Genomic DNA, 22,840 nt, shown 5'->3' with positions numbered 1-22,840 from the left:
GCCGTGCAGTTGTAGCCGGAGAACCCAATCCCTGGTGAAAGGAACTGCGCATGCTGTTTTCCCCGATGACTCTCGGCGAGCTGGAACTGCCCAACCGACTAGTGATGGCGCCGCTGACCCGCGTCCGCTCCGGTAAGGAAGGCATTCCCGGTCCGCTGGTTGTCGAGCACTACCGGCAGCGGGCATCCCTCGGCCTGATCGTCAGTGAGGGCACGTACCCCAGCCCCGCCGGCCGGGGGTTCCCGGGCCAGCCGGGCCTGGTGACCGAGGAACAGCTCAAGGGCTGGGCCGATGTCACCGCTGCCGTGCACGCTGAGGGAGGCCGCATCTTCGCCCAGGTCATGCATGCCGGACGCGTCACGCACGAAGACACGAACGGTGGCCACCAGGTGGTGGCGCCCAGCGCCATCGCGATCGACGGCGAGACCCGCACCTATGAGGGGAAGAAGCCGTTCCCGGTGCCGCACGCGCTTACCGCCGAGGAACTGCCCGGCATTGTCCAGGAGTTCGTCACGGCGTCCCGCAATGCGGTCGGAGCCGGGTTCGACGGCGTCGAGCTGCACTCGGCCAACGGGTACCTGCTGCACGAATTCCTGGCACCGTCCGCCAACCAGCGCGACGACGTCTACGGCGGCTCGCCCGCGAACCGTGCGCGCTTCGTCATTGAAGTGACGCGGGCCGTGGTGGATGCGATTGGTCCGGACCGGGTCGGCATCCGCATCTCACCCGAGCACAATGTCCAGGGTGCCACCGAACTTGACGCGGCTGATGTCAGCGAGACCTACAAGGTTCTGGTGGACGCCCTGGCGCCCCTGAAGCTCGCCTACCTGAGCGTGCTGCACAAGGACCCGACCACCAGCGAGCTGGTGCAGGATCTGCGCACCCGGTTCGGCGGAACCTTCCTGCTGAACTCGGGCTTCGGCGTCATCACCACCCGCGAGGAAGCAAAGGCGCTGGTCGCGGACGGCCACGCTGACGCCGTCGTCGTCGGTCGCCCGGCCATCGCCAACCCGGACCTGGTCCGCCGCTGGCGTGAGGGACTTCCGGTCAATGAGCCGGACCCGTCGACCTTCTACAGCGACGGCGCCGCGGGCTACACCGACTACCCGGCGTACCAGAACTAGCACCAACCGCTGCCGGCGGCCTGCACCAACCTTGGCCGCCGGACATGTCCCCCCCCGCGGCCACAGTGACCACTGGACATGTCCCCCCGCGGCCACGAACAGTGGGCAGAATGCCATTCTGCCCACTGTTCGCGCTTAAGGATGGGCATGTCCCGTGGGAACGGAGGCTAAGAATGGGCATGTCCCGTGCGGACACCCTGAGGACTTCGTCGGCCAGTCCTATAGGATTTGACCATGCAACCAGCTTCGCCCGGGAGCCGGCCTGAGGCCCGCCCCGCAGGCCGTCCCGTCAGCCGCCAGGTCTTGGCAGACCACGTCTATGAAGAGCTCCTGGCATCGCTCATGGACGGGCGACTTGAGCCCGGAGCCGCGGTGAGCATCGACGGCACCGCCAGGGAGCTCGATGTGTCGCCGACGCCGGTGCGGGAAGCGCTGGCACGTCTGGAGCACACCGGTATGGTGCGGCGGGTGGCGCTGAAGGGCTACCGGGTTGCACCCATGTTCACCAGGGAAGACTTCGCTGAGCTCATGGAGGCACGCCTGGCGATTGAGCCCGTCAATGCGCGCCTCGCCTGCGGCCGGTTGACGCCCGGGCGCCTCGCCGAACTGGGGCGGGCGGTCGCTGACCTCAAAACCGCGCCGCGGGGTCCGTCGTTCGCCGAGTATCGCGACTATCTGGAAGCGGACGAGAGGTTCCACCGGCTGATCGCGGAATACACCGGCAACCAGTTCATGGTCGCCGCCTATGGGGCCCTCGGCGGGCAAGTTCAGCGTTTCCGCCTCTTCGGGGGAGTGGGCATTACCGACGCTGAAAATGCCATTGCCGAGCACCAGGCCGTCCTGCAAGCTTTCGCCTCCGGTGACCCGGAGAAAGCCGCCCTGGCGATGGCGGACCACGTGCAACGGGTGCGTGGCCGCGCCATCGCCGACGCCCCGGCCGGCTGATCCAGGGCTGAATCCGGCCTGATTGCGGCAGGAAGCCCGCTTGAATCCGGCCTGATCCTGCCCTGAACCCGGGCTGATTCCAGCGTGATCCCGGCCTGATCCTGGCCTGAATCCGGCCGATTGCCGATCCGTCCGGCCAACGCGCCGCTCCTGCGTGCGTCAGGGACGTTCCCCTCCCGAAGACTCCCCTATAGGATCTTTGATTGTTGCCAGAAACCCGGATGTGATCTTGACAACACTCTTTAGATAGTAAATCCTATAGGAAACAGGATTCGACGAAGGAGTGAACCCATGGCCTACACAGCCGAAAACTGGCCGATCACCGCAGCGCTGCTGCAGTTCCCGGGCACCGACGCCACGGGAACCGAGATCAACGACGTCGAGGCCTCCGCCTGGGCCGAAGCCCTTACCGAGGTCAAGGAGGCGGGCTTCGCCCATGCAGACCTCACGGACAGCTGGGTCCGCCCCGGTGACCTCAGCCCTGCCCGCCTCGCCGAGTTCAAGCAGACCGCCGCAACCGTCGGCATCGGCATCCCCGTCATCTCCGCCATCCGCCGCAGCGTGATCGAGGAGCGGAACTGGGAAGCGAACCTGGCCTACAGCCACCGCACCATCGACGCCGCCGCCGAACTCGGCTGCGAGGTTGTCTCCTTCGGGCTGCACCAGGCGCTCACCCCCGAGCAGCAGAGGCAGCTCTGGTTCTGGACCGTCGAAGGACACAAGGACCCGGTGGGGGACAAGGACGCCTGGGACAAGGCCGTGACCCGGCTCCGCGAACTTGGCCGGCACGCGGCCGACGTCGGCGTCCTGCTCTCGCTCGAAATGTACGAGGACACCTACCTCGGCACCGCGGATTCCTCCGTCCAGCTGGTCCAGGACATCGGACTGGCCAACGTCGGCATCAACCCTGACATCGGCAACCTCATCCGGCTGCACCGCCCGATCGAGGACTGGCGCGAGATGGTCGCCAAGACCCTCCCGTACTCCAACTACTGGCACATGAAGAATTACATCCGTGACGAGGACGTGGCCCGCGACACTTACGTCGCCATGCCCGCCCCGATGGAAAGCGGCCTGATCAACTACCGCGAGGCGTTCAAGGTGGCGCTCTCTGTTGGCTTCCAGGGAATCCTGTGCACCGAGCACTACGGCGGCGACGGCCTCAGCGTCACGGCCAGCAACCAGGACTACCTCCGGCGCCAGGTCCTGCCGAAGACCGACGGTTACGTCCTGGGCCAGAGCCAGGTCGCACAGGGCCGGCAGCAGCCCGCTGCCACGGCACTCGCCAGCGTCTGACTCGGCGCTTGGTGCGGCCGCCAGACACTTTGGGGGGCGGCCGCACCACCGGGGATTCCCGATACTTACTTCTCCAGCACGGATTCAATGAGGAAACCATGACCCAGATCTTCGACAACCCCGCTGACTTTGCGGATGAAGCGTTGGACGGCTTTGTGGCAGCCAACCGCGGGTACGTTGCCCGCGTGGACGGCGGCGTCGTCCGCTCCACCGAAATACCGGCCGGGCAGGTCGCCCTCGTCGTCGGCGGCGGCTCCGGCCACTATCCGGCCTTCGCCGGTCTCGTGGGACCCGGACTGGCCGCGGCCTCGGCCTGCGGCAATATGTTCGCATCCCCCGCCGCCGGCCAGGTCTACCGGGTAGCCAAGGCCGCCAACGCCGGCGGAGGCGTGCTGCTGAGCTACGGCAACTACGCCGGCGACGTCCTGCACTTCGGCCAGGCCCAGCTCCGGCTCAACGCGGAGGGCATCCAGACCCGCACCGTGCTCGTCACGGACGACATCGCCAGCGCCCCGCTGGACCAGATCGAGAAGCGCCGCGGAATCGCCGGCGACCTGACCGTCTTCAAAATCGCCGGCGCGGCCGCCGAAGCCGGGCTGGACCTGGACGACGTCGAACGGCTGGCCATCCGGACAAACTACCGCACCCGCTCGCTCGGTGTGGCCTTCGACGGCTGCACCCTGCCGGGAGCCGACGCGCCACTGTTTTCCGTCCCCGCCGGACAGATGTCCCTGGGCCTGGGCATCCACGGCGAACCCGGAATCTCCGAGCACCCGATGCCCACGGCCTCGGAACTCGCCGAACTGCTCGTCACGAAGCTGCTCGCCGACAAGCCGCGCGACGCCGGCAACCGCGTCGTGGCGATCGTCAACGGCCTCGGCACCGTCAAATACGACGAGCTGTTCCTTTTGTTCGGAAAAATCGAAAAGCTGCTCCTCGGCGCCGGACTCACCGTGGTGGAACCCGAATGCGGTGAGCTCGTCACCAGCCTGGACATGTCCGGGCTCTCCCTGACCCTGCTGTGGCTGGATGAGGAACTCGAGCAGTACTGGGCAGCCCCGGCCGACACCCCGGCGTTCCGCAAGGGCAATTTCGCACCGCGGCGTGCGCGCCGAGTGGCCGCCGCGGACGCGGAAGTGGCGTCCGCCGTCGAACGCCCCACGCCGGCCGCGGCAGAGCTCGGCCGGCAGGCCGTCGCCGTGCTCCGACAGGTGCGGGACGTGGTCGTCGAACACGAAGAGGAACTGGGCCGGCTGGACGCCATCGCCGGCGACGGCGACCACGGCATCGGGATGCGCCGCGGCGTGGACGCAGCGGTCACCGCTGCTGAGCAGGCGGCCGCGGCCGACGGCGGCGCCTCGCCGGCGCGCGTCCTGACATCCGCGGGGGAGGCCTGGAGCGAGCGCGCCGGCGGTACCTCCGGCGCCCTCTGGGGATCCGCGATCATCGCTGCAGGACTGGCCCTGGGAAACCGGGAGAACTACGGCGGCGGGGACGCGGTCGCCACGGTCAGCGCGTTCGTCGACGCCATCACCGAACTCGGCAAGGCAGACGCCGGGGACAAGACCATGGTGGACGCTTTGCTGCCCTTCCGGGACACCTTCCTGCTGGCGTTCGACGGCGGCGCTACCGCCGCTGAAGGGCTCGCCGCCGCCGCGGCCGCAGCCCAGACCGCGGCCGACCGGACCGCGGACCTCCGGCCGCTCAAGGGGCGGGCCCGGCCGCTCGCGGAAAAGAGCCTGGGCCACCCCGATCCGGGAGCAGTGTCGTTCGCCCTGATCGCAGCAAGGATTTCCGCACACACCGACAACCGGCTCGCTGACCCCGAACCGGCCAAACAAGGAGCAAAAGCATGAGCACAGCAACAGGCTGGCGCGTGGTCGTCGGCAACGACGAGGCTGGCGTCGAATACAAGAACGCACTCAAGGCACTCCTGGAGGCCGACCCGCGCGTCGCCTCCGTGCAGGACATCGGAGTCGGCGCCAACGATTCCACCGCCTACCCCCACGTCGCCGTCGAAGCCGCACGCAAAGTGGCCGAGGGCGAAGCCGACCGTGCCCTGCTGATCTGCGGCACAGGCCTGGGCGTGGCCATCGCGGCCAACAAGGTCCCCGGCATCCGTGCCGTCACCGCGCACGACAGCTACTCGGTGGAACGGTCCGTGCTCAGCAACAACGCCCAGGTCCTCACGCTCGGGCAGCGCGTCATCGGCTTGGAACTCGCCAAGAACCTCGTCACCCAATGGCTGGGCCACCGGTTCGACGAAACCTCGTCCTCCGCCGCCAAGGTGGACGCCATCTGCTCCTATGAGCCCGACTACACGAAGGCAGTCTGACCATGACCGAATCAACCACCACCGCAGCCGCCATTAACGCCGCCCGCAGGATCGCCGTCGTCGGCTCCGGATACATGGGCGGCGGGATCGCGCAGGTCCTGGCGCTCGGCGGTGCCCGGGTGGCCCTCGCCGACGTGTCCGCCGAAGTGGCGCAGAAGAACTACGAGCGGCTCCTGGCCGAATCCGACGAGTTCGTCGCCGCCGGTCTCTTCCCGGCGGGCTCCACCGCCATCCTGAAAGAGAACCTCTGGGCCGCGAAGGACATCGAGGAAGCCGTGGCCGACGCCGACTTCATCGAGGAAGCCGTCCCCGAAGTCATCGCCATCAAGCACCAGACGCTGGCACGCATCAGCGCCGCCGCCCGCCCGGACGCCATCATCGGTTCCAACACCTCCACCATCTCCATCGCGGAGCTGTCCGAACCGGTCGCCAACCCGGGCCGGTTCCTGGGCGTGCACTTCTCCAACCCCTCGCCGTTCATCCCCGGCGTGGAAATCATCCCTCACGCCGGCACCTCGGCGGCCACCATCGGCACCGTCCGTGAACTCGTCCACGCCGCCGGCAAGCAGACCGCCGTCGTCAAGGACGTCACCGGCTTCGTGCTCAACCGCCTCCAGTACGCCCTGTTCCACGAGGCCGCCCAGCTGGTGGAGCAGGAGATCGCGACGGCGGAGGACATCGACACCCTGGTCCGCACCACCTTCGGCTTCCGGTTGCCGTTCTTTGGACCGTTCGCCATCGCCGATATGGCGGGACTGGACGTCTACAACTTCTGCTACAAGTCGCTGCAGACGGAATTCCCGGAGCGCTTTGCGACGCCGAAGATCCTCAGCGAGCTCGTCGACGCCGGCAAGCTGGGCACCAAGACCGGTGCCGGCTTCCTGAACGTCCCCGCGGAGCGCACGCCCGAGCTCATCGCCTAGCGGAACAAGGCGTACGTGGCCATGCAGAAGCTCATTGATGAGCTTGGCCCCGCCCCCATCAACTGAGCCCCTCCACTTTCACACTTTCAGGAGTACTCCCATGAGCACTTTCCCCGCAGCACGCACCGCCATCGTCACCGGCGCCGTCTCCGAGCGCGGCATCGGCCGCGCGACCGCCAGCTACCTGGCGGCCCAGGGCTGGAATATCGGCATCATCGATCTCGACGACGCCCGGTGCAAGGCGGCGGCCAAGGAACTGGCGGCGGAGCACGGCGTCCAGGCGTTCGGCGCCGGCGCCAACGTTTCCGACGAGGCATCCGTCCGCGCCGCTATCGACGCGATCGAGGCCGAACTGCCGCAGATCGTCGCCCTGGCCAACGTGGCCGGCGTCAGCTCCCCGGTCCCGTACCTGGAACTCGACGCGGCCGAATGGGACCGGGTACTCAGCATCAACCTCAACGGCGTCCACTACGCCACGCGCCGGGTCGCCGAGTCCATGGTCAAGAACCGGATCGGCCGCATCGTCAACATCTCCTCCGTTTCCGCCCAGCGCGGCGGCGGCACGTTCTCAAAGACGCCGTACTCCGTGGCCAAGGCCGGTGTGATCGGGCTGACCCGCTCCACCGCCCGCGAACTCGGCGGATACGACATCACCGTCAACGCGATCTCTCCGGGCCCCATCGACACCGACATCATGGGCGGCACGCTGAGCCAGGAACGCAAGGACGAACTCACTAAAGACCTCGTAGTGAACCGGGTGGGCTCCACCCGGGACATCGCGGCGGCCATCGCCTTCCTCATCAGCGAGGACGCCGGCTACATCTCCGGCCAGACGCTGAATGTGGATGGCGGACTCTACATGCACTAGGGAAGAAGCACCGTGGCACAACGCACCAACACCCCCACCCCGGGGTTCGCGTCCTGGAGCAAGGGACGGAAGCTCTACCTCGCCGTCGGAATCCTCGCCTGCCTGGCCGGAATCATGATCATCGCCCTTTCACGCTAGAAGATTTTGCTCCTGCACGACCCCCTGATTCGCTCACCTGACTTACTCAACGAGGAGTTTTGATGTCCGTAGTAACAACGTCCACCAGGGACCTTCTGGAAACGCCGGTATTGAAATCGGCGATCTCCAAAGCGTCCCGCCGGCTTATGCCCATGCTGGTCATCCTGTACGTGGTGGCCTTCCTGGACCGCACCAACGTGGGCTTCGCCGAAGCCGCCCTGGGCGTGGACAAGGGCATCACCGCCGGCGCCTACGCACTGGGTGCCGGGATCTTCTTCATCGGGTACGCGCTCTTCGAAATCCCCAGCAACCTGTTGCTGACGAAGTACGGTGCCAAGGTCTGGCTCGCCCGGATCGCCATCACCTGGGGAATCGTCTCCGCCTGCTTCGCGTTCGTCCAGGGCGAGACCTCGTTCATCATTCTGCGGTTCCTGCTCGGTGTTACCGAGGCCGGCCTGTTCCCAGGCGTCATCATGTTCCTCGCCGCCTGGTTCCCCAACAAGGTCCGCGTCAAAATGTTCGCCATCTTCTACCTGGCGCAGCCCTTCTCGCAGATGATGGGCGCACCGCTGTCCGGCTGGCTCATCAACATCGGCGACCAAGTCCCCGGCGTCCAGGGCTGGCAGGTCATGTTCTTCGTTGAAGGCATGCTGGCGGTTGTCGCCGGTATTGCCGCGTTCTTCTTCCTCATCAACAGCCCGCAGGACGCCAAATTCCTCACCAAGGACGAGAAGAAGGCCCTCCTTGACGTCATGGCACTGGAGGACACCGTCAAGGAAGAGACCGGTCCGCGCGGCGTCCTTGCCGCCATGAAGAACGGCAAGGTCTGGTACTTCACGGTCATCTACTTCTGCCTCCAGATCGCCGTCTACGGCGTGACGTTCTACCTGCCGCAGCAGGTGGCCCAGTTGACCGGACAGAAAGTCGGCTTCGCGGTGGGCATGATGGCCGCCATCCCCTGGTTCTTCGGCATCTTCGCCTGCTACTTCATCGGCCGGGCCGCCAACACCGTGATCCGCCGCCGCAACTGGGGCACCGCGCTGTTCATCTCCACCGGCCTGTGCATCTTCGGCTCCGCGTGGGCGGGCGCCAACCAGCTGCCGGTGCTGGGCATCATCTTCATCACGCTGGCCGTCTGCAGCTTCCTCTCCATCGGTCCCATCGCCTGGTCCTTCCCGACGGCGTTCCTCACCGGCACGGCAGCGGCGGCGGGCATCGGCCTCATCAACTCCCTCGGTAACCTGGGCGGCTTCGTGGCTCCGATCCTGCGGACCTCGGTCAACCAGATGACCGCCTCCGACACCGGAACCATGGGCGTCTACGCCCTGGGCGTGCTCCCGTTCCTGGCCGCGGCCATGATGTTCGCGACCCGGCGGTTCAAGAACAAGGCCGACGACCTGCTGGAGCAGTAGCAGCCATTCCAGCGCATCAGCGAAGTTAGCTGGTCGAGCAGAAAGCACCAACAATGCAGGAGTTCCACCCCAGCCAGACCACCAGCGGCAGCATCCTGGTAGGCGTCAGCACCAAGATGTACCTGGGCTACCAGGACAGCCTGGAATGGCTGGAGCAACTGCGCCACGAAGTGGACACCCGTCCGGCCCTCGCGGCCGGGCGGGTTGTCCCGTTCGTGATTCCGTCGTTTCCGCTCCTGCCGGCGGCCGCCGGGCTTTTGCGCGGTTCGCCGCTGCTGCTTGGTGCGCAGAACTGCGGCTGGGCGGACGGACCCTGGACCGGGGAAGTGGCCCCGTCCATGCTTGCCGAGCTCGGAGTCAGCTTCGTTGAAATAGGGCACGCGGAACGCCGCCAGCACTTCGGCGAAGACGACGCCATGATTGCCCGCAAAGTGAGGGCCGCGGCTGGAGCCGGGCTGACGCCCCTGCTCTGTGTGGGAGAGCCCGACGGCGGAATTGCCGCCAGCGCCGCTGAATTTGTGTACCGCCAGATCCGGTCGGCCGTCGAGGGCGACTGGGAGCTCGCGGCCGGGCTCGTCATCGCCTACGAACCCGTCTGGGCCATCGGTGCGGCGGAGCCCGCGGGGGCGGGTTACGTGTCCGACGTCGTCCGGCGGCTCAGGGGCCACCTCGCCGCCGCCGGACTGGATAATCTGCCGGTTATCTACGGCGGCTCGGCCAAGCCCGGGCTCCTGCCCAGGCTCGACGGCGTTTCCGGCCTCTTCCTGGGCCGGTTCGCGCACAACCCCGCGAACTTCGGCGCCGTGCTCGATGAGGCACTTCTGTTGGTTGAAACACGCCAGGCTGGCTGAAACACGTCACAGTTCCCGGTGGACATGTCCAGCCGCAGCGATGAACAGTGGGCAGAATGCCATTCTGCCCACTGTTCGCGCTTAAGAATGAGCATGTCCCGCGGGCTTGGCCAGGAAGAATGGGCATGTCCCGCGGGCTTGGCCAGGAAGAATGGGCATCTCCCGCGGTGGGAGCGCGAAGGATGGGCATGTCCCGTCTAGCTGGCGGCGACCGACCGCTGGCACAGCCCGATGAATCCGCCCAGCTGCTCCAGGCCCTCGGGGTGGGCGGGGAGGTAGTTGGTCAGCCCGGGGGCGCGGACCACGACGGCGCGCCACTGGCCGCGGGACACCGCAACATTGATCCGGTTGCGGGAGAGCAGGAATTCCATGCCGCGCGGAGCTTCGGCCACCGCGGAACATGCCATGGACACGATCACCACGGCGGCCTCCTGGCCCTGGAACTTGTCCACGGTTCCCACCCGGACACCGATAAGGGCCTCGGCATCCAGCGCGTCGCGGATCACGTTGACCTGGGCGTTGTAGGCGGCGACCACCAGAATGTCCGCCACGGCCAGCGGCCGGGTGCCCTGTTCCGAGTGCCAGCCCAGCCCCAGATGGCGCCGCACCTGGCGGACGACCTCGGCGGCTTCCTCGGTCGACGACGTGACGTTTCCGCTGTGCTCCACCATGACAGTTTCGATCCCGGCCGGCACTCCTTCGAGCCGCCGGAGGTCCGCCGCCGGAGCTGAGCGCAGCTTGCCCTCATAGGAGAGTTCGGAGACGGCGCGGCACAGCTCGGACGTCATCCGCCACGAGTCGGCCAGGAAATAGCCCAGGTCCGGCGGCAGCGTGGCATGACCGGCCGACACCCAGCCCAGGGCTGACTCGTCCACGGGCTCGGGGTGCGCGCCCTGGCTGACCTGCGGCAACTGCTGGGGATCACCGAGCAGCAGTAGGCGGCTGCTGGCCTGCGCCACGGCCAGGGTATTGGCCAGCGAGAACTGCCCGGCCTCGTCGATCACCAGCAGATCCAGCGACCCCGCCGGGACGTTGGCGCCCGTCATGGTCCAGGCGGTCCCGCCGATGAGCGCCCCGCCCGGCGAGCCCAGCAGCCGCGCAACGTCCTTCACAGAGCGCTGCCCCCAAGGGAGCGGCTCCGTGTGTTTTACTTCCTTGGCGACCAGGGACGGGTCGACGCCGGCCTTGGTCACGGCGGTCTTCAGCAGGTTCTCCACCACCGCATGGGACTGCCCGACGACGCCGACTTTCCAGCCCCGGGCCACCAGCCGGGCGATGACATGCGATCCCACATGGGTCTTGCCGGTTCCAGGCGGCCCTTGGACGGCCAGGTAGGAGTGGTCAAGGGCCAGCACCGCCGCATTGATGGCGTCGATGAAGCGGTCCGGACCCTCGCCGGGCTGCGGCAGGGATGCTCCGGTGGTTAGCCTCGGCGGCAGGCGCCGGATGAGGTCAAGTGCAGGATGGTGGGGGATCGATCCAGACCCCAAGCCAGCGGCCGTCGTCTCAGCGAGGGTTGCAAGCGCCGCTTCGAGGCTCGTGGTGGGGAGCGGCTGGTCCTCGGTCAGTGCAATGGGCAGGTCGTTGTGGGGCGGAATGTTCCGGTGCAGCCTGTCCCGGATGATGACGGTGTCCTTGCCGCACTCATCTCCCAACTCCAAGACCTCGGTGCTGAACCATCCGTTCCGTCCGGTTCCGTCCTTGCCGGTCCCCACCAGCCCGGCGGGAAGCGGGCGCGCGTACATGCGGAACCATTTGCTGCCCTCGCGCAGGTCCGACCCGGGACTCACGGTTCCGGTCAGCTTGACCCGCCGCTCCGGAAGCTTGTTGCCTGCCTGCTGCCAGTGGTCGAGGATCTCGGCGGATTCGACGAGGAAAACATTCCGGTCCCGTTCGTGCGTGTCGGGGCCGCTCTCGCAGCGGTCGAAGTGCGCCCACCAGAACGCCTTGCGCTCCCGGCGGTGATAGCTGACAGCTGCGGCCAGCATGGAAACCGCTTTCCGGTCATCCTCGGACAGCCCGACGGCGGCATCGGCCAGCCCGGCCAGCGCCGCTTCCAGCGGGTCCCGGTCAGCGGTACGCGGCCCGGCGCCCGCCGCAATGTCCGCGACGTCGCCGGCACCGTCGGGCGTGGTTGCGGAAGCAGCGCCGACTGCGTCCCCGGCCGGCTTGATGCCGCGCGCACGCGCGAGCCCGAGCAGCCAGTCCCGGAGCTCCAGTGTGGAGAGGCAGTCGTATTCGTTGTAGGCGGAGATCCCCGCCAGGATCGTGGCCGCTTCCTCAGCCCGGCCGTCGTCGCGCGCGTCGCAGTAGTGGGCGTAGGCAACCACGGAGGCGCCGGCGTCCTTCACATCCCCGGAGCGAAGGTTTGTCCCCATGTAGAGAGGCTCGAGTTTCTTGATGCTGTAGGAATTCTCGGAGATCCGGATGCTGTTGCGGACGCTCTGGTAGAGATCCACCAGGAGCCCCTCGCGCAGCCACTCGTCGACGATGTCTTCGCCGGCCACGTGCAGCACGGAGAGCTTCCGGAGCGCTGTCTTCTCGTACGCCGCGTAGTGGTACACGTGCATGTCCGGGTGGTCCTGCCGGCGTTTTTCCACGTAGTCGAGGAAATCGAGGAAGGCCTGCTTCTCCGCTTCCCGGCTGTGTGCCCAGAACGGCCTAAACACCCCCGGGTCGCCGGAACCCGTCGGCGCTTCGATGACGCCGAACAGGTACTCCAGTCCCCAGACCCCGGTGGTGCTTTCCTGCCACAGCGGATCGCCCTCGAAGTCGAAGAAAATGTCGCCCGCGCTGGGCGGGGGCAGTTCGGCGAGCGTGTTTTCCGGGATCACCCCAAAACGGATGGTGTGCTCTTCACCGTCCTTGACGTACCGGACTTCCCCGTCCGCGGGGCCGATGCCGCTCTGCATCCGGGCCTGGTCCTGCAGGCGCAGCAGGGCACCGTTCGCCCCTGGAAGCCGGGCTTCCGCGAGCTCCCTGACCGTAAAAATGTTCCGTCCATGGAGTGCCTTGCGCTGCGCCGAGTTCATCCGCGCCACGAGCAGCAGGTCATCGGTGGCCAGGACCTGCTCCTGGCAGTAGTCGCAGCGGCCACAGGCGCTGAGCCCGGGCGCGCCCCACTGCACGGTGCCGGGCTGCGCCAGATGCGAAGAGGTCAGCGTCAGGAAGCGGTCCCGCCGCTCGCGGAAGACCGGCAGGATTTCCGCGAGTTTGTGGTGGCTGCGGACGTACTCGAAGCCGCCGCCCGGGCGCGGGACCGTGGCGCCGAGAACCAGCGTCACCGCCGGGGACGGTGGTATCCCGGCCTTGAGCAGCTGATCGCCGTAGGCGGCAAGCTGGAGCAGCGCGGTCACCTTGGCGTGCCGGGCCAGTTTGGTGTCGAAGACGGCGTAGCTGCAATCGGCCTGGCGGACCAGGAAGTCGGAGCGGCCGTGGAACTGGCCGTCGAAGAAGGCGGCCTGGAATACGACGTCGGCGCCGGAGCGCAGGGCGTCGAGGGATTCCCGGTGCTTGGCCAGCAGGGTGGCGCGTTCCATGGTTGGTGCCGGCACGACGTCGTACACCCCGCGCCCGGAGGCCGGATCCCAGTGTCCGAACTCCTCAACGAAACCGTCGAGGACCTTGTGCTCGTGGCGGTCACCCAACACGGCGGCGTGCTGAAGCATCTCATCAGCGTCGAACGCAGCCTTGGGCGAGCGGCCGAGCTTCTCGTCGAGTTTGCGCAGCAGCTGGTACTCACAGCCGGCGGCCGTGACGAGGTCGCTCGCGGAGAAAACCAGGTCCTGTGCGGTACCGGCTACTTCCGGTTCAAGAAAAAACACTGTGCCCCCGATGTTGATGTGCCGCGCATGTAACGGCTTGCTGGCCCAGAGAGGCCGCCAGCCGAACGTGGCCTTCTGTTCTTCAAGCTATCAAAGCCCTCTGACAAGTTACCGACCACCAGCCACCAACCAGCCACCAGGAACCGGCAAAATACCGCTGGTTCCCGGCGCAGGATCGGCGTAGGGTCTGAGGACCATGACCGAACAGCAACCCTACGAACTCGTCCAGCGCTTTGCGCACTTCGAGCTGCGCCGCTATCCCGCGTACGTTGTGGCCGAAAGGCAGGTCAACGCGACATTCGACCGGGCCGGGAATGCCGCTTTCCGGGATCTGTTCAACTACATCAGCGGCAGCAACAACGCCCGTCAGAAGCTGGCGATGACGGCCCCGGTGATCCAGGAGCCCGGTCCGGCGCAGAAGCTGGCGATGACCGCCCCGGTGCTCCAGAGCGGTCCGCTGCCGGGAAAAGACGAAGCCGCTGAATTTGTGGTTTCCTTTGTGCTCCCCGCTGGCCTGACGGCGGAGGCCGCCCCGGTCCCGGCGAACCCCCAGGTCAGGCTCCGGACCATGCCCGGATCCCTGGCGGCGGTTCTGCAGTTCTCGGGCAGCGGCTCGGAAGCTGCTTTTGACCGGCGCAACACCGGCCTCCAGGCGGCACTGGTGCTGGCCGGGCTGACGCCGGTGGGGCCACCACGATTCGCCCGGTTTGATCCGCCGTTCAAACCGTGGTTCCTGCGCCGCAACGAGGTAGTCCAGGACGTGCAGGAGCCTCTTTCCGAGTCGGGCGGGACCGGCCCCGGACCCGGGTAAGGCAAAATGGCAGGGTGACCCAACTCCCGCAGCGCCCCGCCAGTTCAGCCTCCGCACCGCCGCCCCGGACTCCGTCCGCCCGGTCCCAGGCTCCCCAGGCCCCGCGGTCCCAGGCCCCGCACACGCAGGAGTCCGGCATCGCCGCCCAGATCGCCGCCGAGCTCGGCGTGCAGGCCTGGCAGGTGAAGGCGGCCGTGGACCTGCTCGACGCCGGCTCCACCGTGCCGTTCATCGCCCGGTACCGCAAGGAAGCCACCGGGACGCTCGACGACGCCCAGCTCCGTGAACTGGACGAGCGGCTGCGCTACCTCCGCGAGCTGGAGGACCGCCGCCGGACCGTTCTGGAAGCGATCGCCGCGCAGGGTGCCCTCACTCCGGAACTGCAGGCCGCCGTCGTCGGCGCCGACACGAAGTCGCGGCTGGAGGACATCTACCTGCCGTTCAAGACCAAACGGCGGACCAAGGCGCAGATCGCCCGCGAGGCCGGGCTGGAGCCGCTCGCCGACGCCCTGCTGAAGCGGCCGGAGCTGGAGCCGGAACGCGAAGCCGACCGGTACCTCAACGCCGAGCATTCCATCGGCGACGCCGCCGCCGCGCTCGCCGGCGCCCGCTCCATCCTGGTGGAGCGCGTCGCGCAGGACCCCGACTTGGCCGCCACGCTGCGGGAGCGGCTCTGGACGCAGGGCCGGATGGTGTCCCGCGTAAAGAAGGGCAAGGACGCCGAGGGGCAGAAGTTCAAGGACTATTTCGAGTTCTCCCAGCAGCCGTCCGGGATGCCCTCGCACCGTGTCCTGGCGCTGCTGCGCGGCGAGAAGGATGGGGTGCTGGAGCTGGATCTCGCCGAGGCTGAACCGAACGACGACGCCGCCCTCACCGCCGCGCGCGGCCGGTACGAAGCCGCCGTGGCCCGGTTCCTCGGGGTCGCGGACCGCGGCCGGCCCGCCGACGCGTGGCTGCTGCAGACCGCGCAGCTCGCCTGGCGCTCGAGGGTGCTGGCCCGGCTGACCGCCGACCTGCGGAGCCGGATGTTCGCTGCCGCCGAGGACGAGGCAGTCCGGGTCTTCGCCGCCAACCTCCGGGACGTGCTCCTCGCCGCACCGGCCGGGAACCGCGCCACCCTGGGCCTGGACCCGGGACTGCGCACCGGCGTGAAGGTCGCGGTAGTGGACGGCACCGGCAAGGTGGTGGCGACGGACACGATCTACCCGCACGCCCCGGCCCGGAAGTGGGACGAGGCGCTGCGGACGCTGGTGGACCTGGCACGGAAGCACCACGTCGAACTTGTGGCGATCGGCAACGGCACCGCGTCCCGGGAGACGGACAAGCTCGCCGCGGACCTGCTCAAGCAGCTCACGGCGCCCGGCGCTGCCGCTTCGTCAGGCACAGCCAAACCACAGAAAATTGTGGTCTCCGAAGCGGGCGCCTCGGTGTATTCCGCCTCGGCGCTGGCCTCCGCCGAGCTGCCCGGCATGGACGTGTCCCTGCGGGGTGCCGTGTCCATCGCACGGCGCCTGCAGGATCCGCTCGCCGAGCTGGTGAAGATCGAGCCGAAGTCGATCGGCGTCGGGCAGTACCAGCATGACGTCACGGCCGCCAAACTCGACCGCAGCCTCGATGCCGTCGTCGAGGACTGCGTGAACGCGGTGGGCGTGGACGTCAACACCGCCTCCCCGGCGCTGTTGAGCCGGGTGGCCGGCGTCGGGCCGCTGCTGAGCGAGAACATCGTGGCGTACCGGAACGAGCACGGCCCGTTCAACAAACGCAGCGAACTGAAGAAGGTGCCCCGGCTCGGGGCAAAGGCGTTCGAACAATGCGCCGGCTTCCTGCGGATCAGCGGGGGAGCGGAGCCGCTGGACGCGTCCAGCGTGCACCCGGAGGCATACCCGGTGGCGCGCAGGATCAAGGCCGCCGCCGGCGGGAAGGGCCCGGCCGCGGGAAGCTATGCCGCACTGAATCCGCAGGACTTCGTCGACGGGTCCTTCGGCCTGCCCACGGTGCAGGACATCATCGCCGAACTCGAGAAGCCCGGCCGTGATCCGCGTCCGGCCTTCACAGCGGTGACGTTCGCGGAGGGCATCGAGAAGATCTCGGACCTCAGGCCCGGGATGGTGCTGGAGGGGACGGTGACCAACGTCGCTGCGTTTGGCGCGTTTGTCGACGTCGGGGTGCACCAGGACGGCCTGGTGCACGTCTCCGCACTGGCCGACCGCTTCGTCTCCGATCCACGGGAAGTGGTCAAATCCGGCCAGGTGGTGCGGGTCAAGGTGCTGGAGGCCGATCCGGAGCGGAAACGCATCTCGCTGACGCTGCGGCTCGACGACGAACCGGCGGCCGCCGGATCGGCCGCCGGCGGCTCCCGTGCCGGTGGACGTGCGGCTGACCGGCCGGACCGCGCGCGACAGGCGGCTCAGCCGGCCCCGTCGAAGCAGGCCCCGACCAGGTCGGCCCCGTCGAAGCAGGCGCCGACCAAGCAGCCTTCCAGTTCGCCGTCGGGCCAGCCGTCCGGCAAGCCGGCACCCGACCGGAGGACTCCCGCCAGGCAGCCGCAGAAAACGGCGCCTGCTCCGGCGCCGGCCAACACGGCCATGGCCGAGGCGCTGCGGAAGGCCGGACTCGGCAAGTAAACCCACCGTTCATCGCGGATTTCCTGCCGCTCGTCGCATAAGTAGTACGTTTGCTGTCGATTTGCACCATGATTGCCGGAGGCAACGGCCCACTTTGGGGCCCCCGCCTCTACGCCGTTGGGGCCCCCGCCTCTACGCCGTTGGGACACCGACGTCTTCGACAAGCAAGGGAAGCACTCATGGGCTGGCTGGACCGAGACCGAACGATTGCCCCACCCGGATTCAACCGGTGGCTGGTGCCGCCCGCAGCGCTCGCCGTGCACCTGTGCATCGGCCAGGCGTACGCGACGAGTGTCTACAAAACGGCGCTGGTGAAGCACTTCGGTGCCAGCCTGACCGAGATCGGCGTGATCTTCTCGATCGCCATTGTGATGCTGGGCCTCTCGGCCGCCATCATGGGCACGTGGGTGGATAAGAACGGCCCGCGCAAAGCGATGTTCACCTCGGCGATGTTCTGGGCCAGCGGCTTCCTGATCGGCTCGCTCGGCATCTTCAGCAGCCAGCTCTGGCTCGTTTACCTGGGCTACGGCTTCATCGGCGGCATCGGCCTGGGCATCGGCTACATCTCGCCGGTCTCCACCCTGATCAAATGGTTCCCCGACCGTCCGGGCCTCGCGACGGGCATGGCCATCATGGGCTTCGGCGGCGGTGCCCTGATCGCCAGCCCGGTCTCCACCGCGCTGCTGAAAATGTACGACCCCAACTCCGCGGCTAAGGGCTGGGTGGCCAGCGGCGACTCCGTCGGCAAGCTCTTCCTCACCCTCGCCGTCGTGTACCTCGCCTACATGCTGTTCGGCGCCTTCACCATCAAGGTCCCGGCCGAGGGCTGGAAGCCGGCCGGCTTCGACCCGGCCAAGGTCAAGGCCGCCACACTCGTCACCACCGACAACGTCTCCGCCAAGAACGCCGTCAAGACCCGACAGTTCTGGCTCGTCTGGATCGCCCTCTTCTGCAACGTCACCGCCGGCATCGGCATCCTGGAGCAGGCCGCCCCGATGATCCAGGACTTCTTCCGCCAGTCCGACGGCGTGTCCCTGGTCAGCGCCGCCGTCGCCTCCGGCTTCGTCGGCCTGCTCTCGATCGGCAACATGTCCGGCCGCTTCGCCTGGTCCGCGACCTCGGACGTGACCGGCCGCAAGCGCATCTACATGATGTACCTCGGGGCCGGCGCCGTGCTCTACACGGTGCTGGCACTCGCCGGCTCCACCAGCACCTTCCTTTACGTGGCGCTCGCGTTCGTCATCATCTCCTTCTACGGCGGCGGCTTCGCGACCGTCCCGGCCTACCTGCGGGACCTCTTCGGCACCTTCCAGGTCGGGGCGATCCACGGCCGGCTCCTCACCGCGTGGTCCGCGGCCGGGATCGCCGGGCCGCTCATCGTCAACGCGTTCCTGGATGCCCAGGGCAAGCCCGGCCAGCTGACCGCCGCGTCCTACCAGCCGGCGCTGCTGACCATGGTGGGGCTGCTGGTCATCGGCTTTGTGGCCAACCTGCTGGTCAAGCCGGTCGAGGCCCGGTTCCACGAACCACGCCCGGACACCGTCCGGGCCGAAGAACCCGCCATGGAGGCCTGAGATGAGCACAGCACAGACATCGGTGAAACCGACCACCGGGAAGCTGGTCGCCGCCTGGGCGCTGGTCGGCGTGCCTCTGGGGTACGGCGTCTACGAAACCCTGACCCGAGTGGCGGCCCTGTTTGGTTGACACCGCTGAAGGGTCCGTGGCAACCGCACACGCTGCTCCCGCGGCGTTCACGCCCCCGGAGACCTTCACCACCCGTCCCACGCTGCAGGGCACGTTCGGGATGAGCGCGTCCACGCACTGGCTGGCGACGGCGGCTGCCCAGGCCGTGCTCGAACGCGGCGGTAACGCGTTCGACGCCGCGACGGCGGGAGCGTTCGTGCTGCATGTCGTCGAGCCGCACCTGAATGGGCCCGGCGGGGACATGACCGGCGTCTTCGTCACCGCGGAGGCCCCGGGCACGCCGGTGGTCCTGATGGGCCAGGGCCCGGCCCCGGCCGGAGCTACCGTGGAGCACTATCTCGCCGAAGGTCTGGAACTGGTGCCGGGCTCGGGGGCGCTGGCCGCCGCGGTGCCAGCCGCCGTCGACGCCTGGCTCCTGCTGCTGCGCGACCACGGGACCTGGGACCTGGATGAGGTGCTGGCCTTCGCGATCGGCTATGCCCGCGACGGGCACCCGATGCTGGGCCGGGTCGGGACAACCATCGCGGCCGTGGCGGAGCTGTTCCGGACACACTGGCCCACCTCGGCCGAACTCTGGATGCCCGGCGGACGGATCCCGGCCGAGGGGGAGCTGGTCCGGAACCCGGCCTACGCCCGGACCCTGCAGCGGCTCGTCGACGCCGGAGTGGCGGGTCCGCCGGGCTCTCCGGTTGTCGCTCCAGGCGGGACCCCGGTTGGGCAGTCCCGCGGGGACAGGATCGACGCGGCCCGCCGCGAATGGCGTGAGGGCTTCGTGGCCACGGCCATGGTGGACTCCGTCCAGACCCCGCACCGGCATTCCTCCGGCACGGACCACCGTGGTGTCCTCACGCTGCAGGATCTCGCGGGGTTCGAGGCGGGCTACGAGCCGGCAGCCACCGTCGAGTTCCGGGGGCACACCATCGCCAAGACGGGGCCGTGGGGCCAAGGCCCGGCGCTGCTTCAAACGCTCGCCCTGCTCGAGGGGTTCGACGACGAGTACCTCGACCCGTCCACCGAGCTCGGGGCGCACACCATCCTGGAGGCCCAGAAGCTGGCGCTCGCGGACCGCGAAGCGTACTACGGCGACACGGACGTGCCGCTGGAGTACCTCCTCTCTGCTGACTACTGCGCCAGCCGGCGGGCTTTGATCACGGACCGGGCGTCCCACGATTTCCGGCCGGGTTCTGTGCCCGGCCGCGAGCCGTATCTGCCGTCCCTGCGCACCGAGTACACGCCGCCGGCGCTGGCGAGGGATGCGTCCGCGGCCTCCGCGGCCCGACTCGGCGCCGGGGAACCCACCGTGGCGCCGACGGGGGAGACCCGCGGCGATACGTGCCACATCGACGTCGTGGACCGCTGGGGCAACATGGTTTCGGCCACGCCATCCGGAGGCTGGCTGCAGTCCTCCCCGGCGATCCCGGAGCTTGGCTTCTGTCTTGGCACCCGGCTGCAGATGACCTGGCTGGAGCCCGGCACACCCTCCACGCTGACGCCCGGCAAACGCCCGCGCACCACATTGACACCCACTCTCGTTCTGCGGGACGGCCGCGCAGTGACCGCGCTGGGTTCGCCCGGCGGCGACCAGCAGGACCAATGGCAACTGCCGTACCTGCTGCGCACCATCGTGGGCGGATACTCGCCGCAGCAGGCGATCGACGCCGCCACCTTCCATACGACGTCGATGCCCGGGTCGTTCTGGCCGCGCACCTGGGAGCCCGGCGGTGCCGTCGTCGAGGACCGGCTGGGGGAGGACGTCATCGCGGGACTCGAACGCCGCGGTCATGTCGTCACCCGGGCCGGCGGATGGGCGCTCGGGCGGCTGTCCGCCGTCGTGCGGGATCCCGAGACCGGGGTCCTGCAGGCCGCGGCCAATCCGCGCGGTGCGCAGGGGTACGCCGCGGGGCGTTAGCGCGGGGAGTTGTTGGATCCTATTTCGCCGCTTGCAGCCGTTTGCTGTAGAGGTTTTCTGGGCCTGGCCCTCTCCGTTCAGCCGGCCGCCACGAGCAGGTCCATGAAGCGGACCGACTCCGCGGCGATCTGCTGTTGAGCCTGTTCGCCGGAAATGCCCGGTTCGCCGTCGCCGGGTTGCTCACCGTAGTCTCCGAAGAAGGCGTGCACGCCGCCTTCCACTGTTGCGTAGATGGTGGCCGGCGGTAGCAGGGGCTTCGACGCGGCGATCTTGTCCGGGGTGGTGAGGCCGTCGTTTAAGCCGGAGATGGAGAGCACCGAGAGATCGCCGGAACCCGCCATGTTGTCCGCGGGGTACGAGGCGAACAGCAGGAGCCCGGAGACGTTGGGGTTCGACTTCGCGAAGGCGGACGCGCTCACGCCTCCCAGCGAGTGGCCACCCACGGCCCAGGAGGTGATCTCGGGATGCCGGTCCATGGCTCCGCTTGCCTGGCCTGTGCTCAGCAGGGAGATGCCGAGAGGCACTTTCAGGATGACGACCAGATAGCCTGCGTCCGCGAGCGGGCGCAGGATGTCCTGGTAGGCGCGCGCATCAACCCGCGCCCCTGGGTAGAAGACGAGGCCCGCGCTGGGCTTGCCTTGCGGGGCGAGGGTGATGGTGGTGGCGTTTTCGGTGGTGCTCGTCCTTGTGGTCCCGGCTGTCCCCACGGCCTGGCCGGCAGTACCGCCCGGCTGGTATGTAAACGGACTGAGCCACGCGAGACCGGCGACGAGGCCCAGGAGAACAAACCGGCCCGCGAGGCCGCGGAGCAGTTGCCGGCGTGACACCTTGCGCTGTGGCCGTTGGTGTTTAGTCAGGTTTTGGTGGTTGTGCAGGCCCCCGCGCTGAAGCAGAGTCGAGCGTTTGACCAGTCTGAACATCCAGACGAGGCCCAGCACGATGGTTGCCCCCAGCAGGACGGGCAGCGCGGGATGGCCGCCGAGGACTGCGCTGTTGCCAAGCAACATCCAGAGCGGGACCACGATCAGCGCCAAAGCAGCGAAGACGCCGGCCCAGGCCAGGACTGCGGTGGCTTCCGTCGGATCTTCCGACTGAGCGGCACCACTGGAGTTACCGGGGTCCTCCGGCCTGGCATCCTTCACAGTTCGATGTTATCTCCATGATCGAGATATCTGGATCATGGAATGTCCGCACGCCACCCTTGATCATTTTTGCCCGCTGCCGGCCCGCGACCTTTGTCGGCCGTGGGTTCAGGCTGCAGTGTTGAGGTCTGCGGCGCGGAAGTAGTAGTTGCGTCGGGGTTTTTGGCGTGGGTCGATGTGGGGTGGCGGGATGAACCAGGGGATGCCGGTGCGGACCTGGATGGTCCAGTGTTCCTTGTGGATCACGTGGTGGTGGTGGGAGCAGAGAAGCACGCCGTTGTCTGTGCCGGTCGTTCCGCCGCGGGACCAGTAGGAGATGTGGTGGGCTTCGCACCAGGGCGCGGGGATGGTGCAGCAGGGGAACGCGCAGCCCTGGTCGCGGGCGGTGAGGGCTTTGCGGATGTGCGGCGGGAACACCCGTGAGGTCCGGCCGATGTCCAGGATCCGGCCCTCGCTGCCGAGCAGGACCGGGATGATGTCCGCATCGCAGGCGATTTTCCGGACCGTGGAGGCGGTGACGGGTCCGGTGAAGAGCAGGTTTCCGGTGTGCTCCATCGCCTGGGCGGGGTGGAACGGACCGCCGGCGCCGCCCTGCAGGCCTGCGTCGCCGTGCAGGCCTGCGGCGCCCTGCAGGCCGGCGCCGCCCTGCAGGCCTGCGTCGCCNAGGTCGCGGTAGTCGATGGTGACCATGACCTGGGGCCGGAGTCCTCCGGCGGCGGGCAGGGTGCCGGCGGCGAGAGCGGCCTTGGCGGCGCCGACGAGGCCGTCGAGGAGTTTCTGCGGGCGTGAACGCAGGTCCAGCGGGACATCCCCGCCGTCATTCCCGCTGTTTTTGCCGCCGTCGGCCCAGGGGCTGGCTTCGGTGGCGGCTCCGGCGGAGTGGGTGGCCGCCGCCGCGGCAGGCCCGCCCGCGGACCCCGCACCGACGGCCGCG

The 22,840-nt window shown here is 68.2% G+C and carries 17 protein-coding genes and 1 pseudogene; 15 read left to right on the top strand and 3 right to left on the bottom strand.

Annotation, left to right across the window (positions count from 1 at the left end):
- The first annotated feature begins 50 nt into the window (after window positions 1-50).
- From ACZYZ3_RS08760 to ACZYZ3_RS08715, 10 genes and pseudogenes are all read left to right on the top strand, one after another.
- On the top strand, window positions 51-1,124 hold the full coding sequence (locus ACZYZ3_RS08760) for an alkene reductase (protein ID WP_463963439.1): 1,074 nt from the start codon (window positions 51-53) through the stop codon (window positions 1,122-1,124).
- Window positions 1,125-1,358: 234 nt separating this feature from the next.
- The gene (locus ACZYZ3_RS08755) at window positions 1,359-2,069 is read left to right on the top strand and encodes a GntR family transcriptional regulator (RefSeq protein WP_463963438.1); all 711 of its coding nucleotides are present in this window, start codon (window positions 1,359-1,361) and stop codon (window positions 2,067-2,069) included.
- Between the two features lie 291 nt (window positions 2,070-2,360).
- Window positions 2,361-3,365, top strand: a complete 1,005-nt coding sequence (locus ACZYZ3_RS08750; RefSeq protein WP_463963437.1) for a sugar phosphate isomerase/epimerase family protein — start codon at window positions 2,361-2,363, stop codon at window positions 3,363-3,365.
- Window positions 3,366-3,463: 98 nt separating this feature from the next.
- Window positions 3,464-5,221: a dihydroxyacetone kinase family protein gene (locus tag ACZYZ3_RS08745; protein WP_463963436.1), complete on the top strand. Its 1,758-nt coding sequence runs from the start codon at window positions 3,464-3,466 to the stop codon at window positions 5,219-5,221.
- Window positions 5,218-5,700: a ribose-5-phosphate isomerase gene (locus tag ACZYZ3_RS08740; protein WP_463963435.1), complete on the top strand. Its 483-nt coding sequence runs from the start codon at window positions 5,218-5,220 to the stop codon at window positions 5,698-5,700. Before ACZYZ3_RS08745 ends, ACZYZ3_RS08740 begins: the two co-directional genes overlap by 4 nt.
- Before the next feature lie 2 nt (window positions 5,701-5,702).
- A pseudogene (locus ACZYZ3_RS08735) lies at window positions 5,703-6,689 on the top strand (3-hydroxyacyl-CoA dehydrogenase family protein).
- A gap of 34 nt (window positions 6,690-6,723) precedes the next feature.
- Window positions 6,724-7,491: an SDR family NAD(P)-dependent oxidoreductase gene (locus ACZYZ3_RS08730; RefSeq protein ID WP_463963434.1), complete on the top strand. Its 768-nt coding sequence runs from the start codon at window positions 6,724-6,726 to the stop codon at window positions 7,489-7,491.
- A 12-nt stretch (window positions 7,492-7,503) separates the two neighbouring features.
- The gene (locus ACZYZ3_RS08725) at window positions 7,504-7,629 is read left to right on the top strand and encodes a hypothetical protein (RefSeq protein ID WP_463963433.1); all 126 of its coding nucleotides are present in this window, start codon (window positions 7,504-7,506) and stop codon (window positions 7,627-7,629) included.
- Window positions 7,630-7,691: 62 nt separating this feature from the next.
- A complete protein-coding gene (locus ACZYZ3_RS08720) occupies window positions 7,692-9,041 on the top strand; it encodes an MFS transporter (RefSeq protein WP_463963432.1) in 1,350 nt (449 codons plus the stop codon).
- A 53-nt stretch (window positions 9,042-9,094) separates the two neighbouring features.
- On the top strand, window positions 9,095-9,892 hold the full coding sequence (locus tag ACZYZ3_RS08715) for a triose-phosphate isomerase family protein (RefSeq protein WP_463963431.1): 798 nt from the start codon (window positions 9,095-9,097) through the stop codon (window positions 9,890-9,892).
- A 197-nt stretch (window positions 9,893-10,089) separates the two neighbouring features.
- On the opposite strand, the gene ACZYZ3_RS08710 is transcribed toward ACZYZ3_RS08715, so the two are convergent.
- Window positions 10,090-13,716, bottom strand: coding sequence for a TM0106 family RecB-like putative nuclease (locus ACZYZ3_RS08710; protein WP_463963430.1), 3,627 nt, complete (start codon window positions 13,714-13,716; stop codon window positions 10,090-10,092).
- A gap of 196 nt (window positions 13,717-13,912) precedes the next feature.
- Here ACZYZ3_RS08710 and ACZYZ3_RS08705 point away from each other — a divergent pair, with 196 nt between their 5' ends.
- From ACZYZ3_RS08705 to ACZYZ3_RS08685, 5 genes are all read left to right on the top strand, one after another.
- Window positions 13,913-14,527, top strand: coding sequence for an SOUL family heme-binding protein (locus ACZYZ3_RS08705; protein WP_463963429.1), 615 nt, complete (start codon window positions 13,913-13,915; stop codon window positions 14,525-14,527).
- A 137-nt stretch (window positions 14,528-14,664) separates the two neighbouring features.
- Window positions 14,665-17,151 carry a Tex family protein gene (locus tag ACZYZ3_RS08700; protein ID WP_463963583.1) on the top strand — a complete coding sequence of 829 codons (2,487 nt, stop codon included), beginning with the start codon at window positions 14,665-14,667 and terminating at the stop codon, window positions 17,149-17,151.
- A 179-nt stretch (window positions 17,152-17,330) separates the two neighbouring features.
- Window positions 17,331-18,725, top strand: a complete 1,395-nt coding sequence (locus ACZYZ3_RS08695; RefSeq protein WP_463963428.1) for an OFA family MFS transporter — start codon at window positions 17,331-17,333, stop codon at window positions 18,723-18,725.
- 1 nt (window position 18,726) lies between these two features.
- On the top strand, window positions 18,727-18,855 hold the full coding sequence (locus tag ACZYZ3_RS08690; protein ID WP_463963427.1) for an MFS transporter small subunit: 129 nt from the start codon (window positions 18,727-18,729) through the stop codon (window positions 18,853-18,855).
- A 100-nt stretch (window positions 18,856-18,955) separates the two neighbouring features.
- Window positions 18,956-20,764 (top strand): gamma-glutamyltransferase family protein, encoded by a 1,809-nt coding sequence (locus ACZYZ3_RS08685; RefSeq protein WP_463963582.1) that lies wholly within the window; start codon window positions 18,956-18,958, stop codon window positions 20,762-20,764.
- Window positions 20,765-20,841: 77 nt separating this feature from the next.
- On the opposite strand, the gene ACZYZ3_RS08680 is transcribed toward ACZYZ3_RS08685, so the two are convergent.
- Window positions 20,842-21,906 (bottom strand): alpha/beta hydrolase, encoded by a 1,065-nt coding sequence (locus ACZYZ3_RS08680; protein WP_463963426.1) that lies wholly within the window; start codon window positions 21,904-21,906, stop codon window positions 20,842-20,844.
- 108 nt (window positions 21,907-22,014) lie between these two features.
- A partial coding sequence (locus ACZYZ3_RS08675) for an HNH endonuclease (protein WP_463963425.1) occupies window positions 22,015-22,840 on the bottom strand: 826 nt, incomplete at its 5' end.

This window comes from Pseudarthrobacter linnaei, assembly GCF_055412825.1.
Note: the sequence above shows the minus strand (reverse complement) of the source record. Positions and strands in the feature narration are given on the sequence as shown.